A 6,859-nucleotide genomic window follows, 5' to 3' on the forward strand; every position below is an offset into this window, starting at 1 on the left:
ACAGTGTTTCCCTTTTTTCCTATCTTATCAATCAATCGAATTCATTTACAATTCGTTACATCTAAATAAAAACAAAATGAGAAAGAAAAAATGACAGAGAACAACAACGCTTCGCAAACAGTAAGCACAAAAAAACGTAAAAAAGCTCCGCTTATTGCTACTGCGATCATGCTGTCATTGGGTTTAGCCGGTGCTGGATACTGGTACGGATATGGCCAGTACTTTGAATCTACCGACAATGCCTACCTACAAGGCGACATCACGAATATTAGCCCTAAGGTCTCTGGCTATATTGTTAAGTCTTATGTGAGTGATAACCAATCGGTTAAAGAAGGTGATTTGCTGGTTCAAATCGATGACCGTGATTACCAGTCAGCACTCGCTCAAGCAAACGCCCATTTAAGCGTCATGCAATCAGACGTCAAAAATCTAGTGGCACAACAAACGTTACAACGTAGCAAGATCAATCAAGCAGAAAGCCGCGTTGATTCTGCACAAGCTGAATACGAACGCGCGATTCAACAAGTGGTACGTTCTCGTAGCTTACTAAAGCGTAACTACGCGTCTCAAGATGAAGTCGATAGCATGGTTGCACAACAAAAAGTAACTCAGGCAGATTTAGAAGAAGCAAAAGCAAACCTCGTTGCAACCAATGACCAATTAACCGTTATCGCTAGTGAGATTGAGCAAGCAAATGCATCCGTGACCGAAGCTCAAGCCCAGAGAGATCAAGCACAGCTTAACCTTGATTACACCAAAATTTACGCGCCAGCAGATGGCGTGATTGGTAAACGCAGCGTACGTGAAGGCTTGCTGATTCAAGCAGGCGCACCACTGATGAGCTTGGTACCAAACAACCAAGTGTGGATTGAAGCCAACTTCAAAGAGACACAGCTAAGTGGTATTCACAAAGGTCAGACGGTTGAAGTAGAGCTGGATGCGTTCCCGGGGCAGCCTCTTGAAGGTGTGGTAGACAGTTTCTCCCCTGCGACTGGCGCTAAATTTGCGCTCCTACCACCAGAAAACGCGACCGGTAACTTCACTAAAATCGTTCAACGTGTACCGGTTAAAATTACTATTCCAGATCAGCAAGAGTTGAAAGGTCGACTGCTTCCTGGTTTGTCTGTGGTAGCGACCATCGATAAACGAGGCTAGACCATGAGTAACGCTGGTGTTGTCACCCAAACAAATGATGATGACGAGGTTTCGAGACGCCATTGGATCGCCCTATTTGGCGGCTTGATTGGCGCGTTTATGGCGATCTTGGATATTCAGATCACCAACTCGTCTCTCAAAGATATTCAAGGTGCGCTATCAGCCACCTTGGATGAAAGCTCGTGGATCTCTACGTCTTACCTAGTCGCAGAGATGATCGCTATCCCACTCAGTGGTTGGCTTTCTAAAGCGCTCGGTAAACGCCGTTATATCACGTGGACGACAGCCATTTTCACCATTTCATCTTTGTTGTGTTCGTTCTCTTGGAACATGACCTCGATGATCGTTTTCCGCGCGATGCAAGGCTTCAGTGGTGGTGCTCTAATCCCGCTTGCTTTCTCGCTGGTGATTCAGTTATTGCCGGTCAACAAGCGTGCTGTGGGTATGGCACTGTTTGGTGTAACCGCGACCTTTGCTCCATCGATTGGCCCTACCTTTGGTGGCTGGCTGACGGAGAACTTCTCGTGGCACTATATTTTCTACATCAATATTCCGCCAGCTTTGCTTGTGATCACCATGATCCGATATGGCTTGGACGATGAAAAACTCGACCTTGGCACGCTGAAAAAAGCCGATTGGTTTGGTATCGCCACCATGGCATTAGGGCTAGGTTGTTTGGAAGTGGTGTTAGAAGAAGGTAACCGTGAAGAGTGGTTCAGTTCGAGCTTTATTATTGGCTTGAGTATCGTGTCGGCGGTGAGTTTGGTTTACTTCGTGATAAACGAACTCCAACACAAGAAGCCATTGGTTAACCTGCGGCTATTGCGGGGTGGGCAATTTGCGATGTCTTGTATCGCCTATTTGATTCTAGGAATGGCATTGCTCGGCTCTATCTATGTTCTACCGATGTATCTCACTCAAATTCAGCAATATAACGCGATGGAAATTGGTGAAGTGCTAATGTGGATGGGTTTCCCACAGCTTCTGATATTCCCAATTGTGCCAAAGCTAACACAGATCATTAAGCCTAAGTACTTGGTTACCTTTGGCTTCGCGATGTTCGGTTTTAGTTGTTACGTAAATACACACATGACAATCGATTTTGGCGGGCATCAGCTGATTTTATCTATGGTTCTGCGTGCTATTGGTAGTCCGTTCATCATGGTTCCGCTGTCTTTGGTTGCCATGAAGAACATCAGCAAAATGGACACGCCAGACGCATCAACGTTAACCAACGTAATGCGGAACTTAGGGGGCGCTTTCAGCATCGCGATTATCGCTACGCTATTGGATAACAAAACCCGTGAGCACTTAGCACACATCAAGGAGTCGCTACCTTCAGTGAGTCAACTTGGTTGGCAGACGCTTCAGCAACAACAAGCGTTTTTCATTCAGTCAGGAAGTGATGCCGCAACTGCGATGCAACAAGCACAAGCAAGTTTGCTCGGCACAATGCAACGTGACGCAGCCATCATGGCTTACAACGATGTGTTCTTAATGATGACGGCGTTCTTGGCTCTAGCGGCAGTATTGATTCTAAACATGCGTGATTAACGTTAGAGTTTCGGTAAATAAAACTTCAAGCAAAGAACAACATTTCGAATAAAAACTCGAACAATAAAACAGAGAGGTGAGCTTATCGGCTTGCCTCTTTTTTATTTCTAAAACACGTATAACCCCACTAAAATCAGGTAAAAGTCACCTGCGTTTGAAGGCTTTCATAAATGTTATCTAATACTCTTTAATTACCAATAGTTTATTGAGTGTTTGTATGTGATATAGGCACCTTGACAATGTGCAACTTGACACCTAAATTAAAAAATAACATTTGGTATTAAGGAAAATGGATTTGACCTTACCAACAGACCTTCGAATTTTGATCGTCGACGACTCTAAAAGCGCAACAATACTTATTAAGCAGCAACTGGCTAGTTTGGGAGTTTCGCGCGACTGTATTTTTATTGCGACCGACTATCGAAAAGCCATTAAAGCGGTCGAGACACACTCTTTTCATGTACTCCTCATTGACTACCACTTAGAACAGTCTTTTACTGGCTTTGAGCTGTTGGGCATTCTGTATCGAAACCGCCTCATCGATCATACTGTGGCGACAATCTTGCTCTCTGGGGATATGCGTCAGGAAACAGTATTAACCGCCCTTTCAGGTGAAGCACACCACTTCGTTTCTAAACCGATTAATACTCAAACGTTGGGTAAAAAGATCCAAAGTGCCGTGTCCGTTTCAAAGAAACTCACCCAACTGAATGATTTGTATCCCATTGCCAGTCAAGAGAGATTAGCTCAAGCTTTGGCGATCTCCCCTAATGGTACTAGCGTTCAGTTCGAAGCGACATTGATTGAACATTTAATTGCAGGTAAGAAATGGCAGTTACTCTCTAGCGTCATTAACAACTCCAAAACCAACATGCACCCAACCAAATTGGTGGCTGAGGCGCTGATTCTCGACAGCTTAGGCAAGCCAAATTTAGCCATAGATAAGCTCCACAATTTTCTAATAGCACAGCCACTCTCATTGAGCGTGATTGACTGCTTAAGCTGTATCTATGAAAAACATAAAATGCTGCTGCCTGCTCTTAAATTAGCGATTCGTGCATTTGAGATGACTCCCAGCATCAGCCATCGTGCAATCAGGGCCATCGACTTAGCTGAGAACGCAGATAACACACATATGATCATAAAGTTAGGTGAGATGTATGCAACCCACATTTCAGCTGCTGACATTGATGTCATCCATTCCATTGGTGCGCACTTTAATTCCTTAAAAGCAACGTATCAGCGCGAGACGCAACTAAAGTACAAACGTATTTTGCTTGAGCACGCCAACCAATTCACCGAGTTGGTAAACCTGAAACTTCCGGTAAAACAACAGCAGCAAGTTTTGGCCAGCCTTGCCCTATTTCAGAGCAGCATATTGCTCATCGAAAATAGCCCTCAGATTGCCCACAAAAAAGTGATTAGAGCTTCGACACTGTTAGCGAACAATTTCCACAGCCAACCGACTTATTTGCTCACTCAGTTATTACCCATGCTCGCCCACTTTGGTGAGTACTCTCTTTATCATTTAACAGTGGGATGTCTCAAATCTCGTGGAGAAGCCATAAATCACCAACTTGAGTCCAAAAATGTCGACCCTTCAACGTGTATAAACATTGAAAATTTGGGTTCGATCCAAGAAATAAAGGACTACATTCACAGTTACCCATATTCAGTTGCCGCCAAACTTGACTATATATACGCCGTCAATAAAGCTCATATAGATGAGAAACTTAGCGACGACTATCTAGAAGAAATCTTACAGTTAGAACTTCCTCCAAAATGGAATCAATGGATTAGTGATTCATCAAGGTATGGTTTTTCCACTAAGCCGCCTAGCCCATTTTCAACATTCAGCCGACAGGAGTCCACATGCTAGACTTTGATGCTTTAAACGCCTATTTAGACAATGACAGAGACGTCATTTACGCCGTTTTGTCTACATATCAAGAAGACCATGGCAATTCGCTACAAGAGATCGAAGAGTTGGTTCAACAACAAGATTGGGGCAAGCTTCATTTTACCGTGCACACCTTAAAAGGCATTTTAGCCAGCTTTGGTGAAGAAACGGCCACAGTTGCATTGGAAAGAGTAGAACAAAACACACTCAATAAGCTTGCGCCGCAAGATGATGATCTTTCGGTTATCTACAGCGAAATGAAGATCATTAATCAGCAAATCGATGAGGTTCTTAGCACTTATTAGTCGATAGAATTAAAACGTGCATGGCGATACTTAACAGCCGACACAGCTAAAAGAGTTGAGGTGCTTGGAAACATTGAACCTCGACTCTTAACATTTTTCTCATCATTTCTCCTCTCAATTATAGTTCTAACCCACACCTATAAATTCACGTCATTTATCTAGATAAACCGATGTATAACAGATGCTTTATAAACTATCCGTCTTAATGTTTTAAACGAAAAACCAACACACTTGATGAGATGCAAAATAGTTAAATATTTGTAGATCTTTTTGTGACATAAACATACGAAATTGCATTTTATTTATTGGTAAAGAAGAAATTGTTATCTACACTCTAATGAAACCAAGCGTTAATCACTTGGTGGCATAATAAAAAAAACTAAAACGTTCAGTCGGCTAGATAAGGACAAGGAAATGAACAACGATAGTTTTGCTGCGTTTCAGGGGCTCACGGATGAAACACCCATTACCGAATCATTTTCTACCAGTGCAGACCCTTATGCTCATTATCTGAAAGATATTGTTGGCATTGATCTGCTGTCGCGTGAAGATGAGGTGTATTACGCAAAATTGAATCGCGCGGGTGAGAAAAAAGCGCGTGATGTAATGATCGAATCAAACCTGCGCCTTGTTGTGAAAATCGCAAAGAGTTACCTAAAACGTAAAGGTAATAATTTCACCCTGCTCGACCTGATCGAGGAAGGCAACATTGGCTTGATTAAGGCCATCGACAAATACGATCCAGAACCAGGCTATCGTTTTTCAACCTATGCTGTTTGGTGGATCCGCGAAAACATTGAAGCCGCACTCATGAACACGGGTCGAACCGTTCGATTGCCAGCCCACGTGTGTAAAGAAATAAACAGCCTCGCCTCAAAAAAGCTCGATGCAAGCAAAAAAATGAGTAAAGAGGTTTCAATTTCTGAGCTATCAGACAGTTCAGGTGTAAAGGCCGAACGCGTCGATCAACTGGTGGCGTTAAGCGGGTTTATTGACGTGACGACAACGGTTGGAACTAGCCATGCGCCTATGGTGCTTGATCAATGCGAAAGTGAATATATCCCAGACCCTCAACAAGATTGTGAGGATCAATCCTTTACCCAAGCTCTAGAACAAATCATCTATACACTTCCTCCAAAATTACAAAAGGTGCTCATCCACCGTTTTGGTTTCTTTGATAACAAGGTGAAAACGCTGTCTGAGGTCGGACAAATGTTGGATGTGAATGTTTCTAATGAACGTGTTAGACAAATGCAGAAAGAAGCGGTCGAAAGAATTCAAAAACGACTCAAATTTGATGGTTGGGTGTAAGTCGTAACCCAGTTGAGAATTAATTGAAAATAACGTTAAGCCAAAACAAAGACCTTTAGGGTGAGCCTCCAAGCTTGCCCTTTTTGTTTGCTGATTCGTTAGAAAAATTAAAAGATCGTAAGCACACGAACCCTAAGTCGCTAATGCCTAATGCCTAATGCCTAATGAAAAATGCCACACCATTAACTTACCTTAAAGAAATGACTCGCTCACTGCGCAAAATGAGATAATTGATATAAGTGGTTTCAAGACAATCTTGTTCCCACACTGATAAAATCCGTTTAGCCGCAAAATAATAATCTTTGTTTCTCAACAACATCCCAACGGTGCGGCTAAGCTTTTCAAATCGAACGTGATCGCTCGCAGAGATGTAGTCATCGTCACTTTCAATAATGGGCGCTAAACCATCAGCAAACCAATTATTCAATATTTCTCGCATCTCTAATTCAGACTCAGGCACATCCACACTCGACAACTCTCGATGTTGAGGCGGTGGCACTATGTACTTCGACGCTTGCGGTGAACTGACATAACGATACATGTCGTCCCTCCTGTCTAACGGACCCTTCTAATAATTAAGGACATATTTACCTGTTCTCAAGTTTATTTAGCGAAACAAAAAAATAAATAAAAA

General features: G+C 42.8%; 6 protein-coding genes. 5 read left to right on the top strand and 1 reads right to left on the bottom strand.

Going from position 1 to position 6,859, the window contains the following annotated elements; translation table 11 throughout:
* The first annotated feature begins 90 nt into the window (after positions 1-90).
* The 5 genes from AB6E30_RS04285 to AB6E30_RS04305 all read left to right on the top strand — a co-directional run bounded on the left by AB6E30_RS04285 (position 91) and on the right by AB6E30_RS04305 (position 6,225).
* Positions 91-1,155 (top strand): HlyD family secretion protein, encoded by a 1,065-nt coding sequence (locus tag AB6E30_RS04285; RefSeq protein ID WP_372102720.1) that lies wholly within the window; start codon positions 91-93, stop codon positions 1,153-1,155.
* A gap of 3 nt (positions 1,156-1,158) precedes the next feature.
* A complete protein-coding gene (locus AB6E30_RS04290) occupies positions 1,159-2,709 on the top strand; it encodes a DHA2 family efflux MFS transporter permease subunit (protein WP_372102722.1) in 1,551 nt (516 codons plus the stop codon).
* A 289-nt stretch (positions 2,710-2,998) separates the two neighbouring features.
* Positions 2,999-4,588 (top strand): response regulator, encoded by a 1,590-nt coding sequence (locus tag AB6E30_RS04295; protein WP_372102724.1) that lies wholly within the window; start codon positions 2,999-3,001, stop codon positions 4,586-4,588.
* The gene (locus AB6E30_RS04300) at positions 4,582-4,914 is read left to right on the top strand and encodes an Hpt domain-containing protein (RefSeq protein WP_017060508.1); all 333 of its coding nucleotides are present in this window, start codon (positions 4,582-4,584) and stop codon (positions 4,912-4,914) included. The genes AB6E30_RS04295 and AB6E30_RS04300 overlap by 7 nt, the downstream gene beginning before the upstream one ends.
* Before the next feature lie 414 nt (positions 4,915-5,328).
* Entirely contained in the window at positions 5,329-6,225 is an 897-nt protein-coding gene (locus AB6E30_RS04305) for an RNA polymerase sigma factor RpoD/SigA (RefSeq protein WP_229647550.1), read from the top strand.
* Between the two features lie 187 nt (positions 6,226-6,412).
* On the opposite strand, the gene AB6E30_RS04310 is transcribed toward AB6E30_RS04305, so the two are convergent.
* Positions 6,413-6,766, bottom strand: a complete 354-nt coding sequence (locus AB6E30_RS04310; protein ID WP_372102725.1) for a hypothetical protein — start codon at positions 6,764-6,766, stop codon at positions 6,413-6,415.
* Between the last annotated feature and the right edge of the window lie 93 nt (positions 6,767-6,859).

The sequence above is a fragment of the Vibrio sp. 10N.247.311.12 genome, assembly GCF_041467515.1.
GTDB classification, from domain to species: domain Bacteria; phylum Pseudomonadota; class Gammaproteobacteria; order Enterobacterales; family Vibrionaceae; genus Vibrio; species Vibrio crassostreae_C.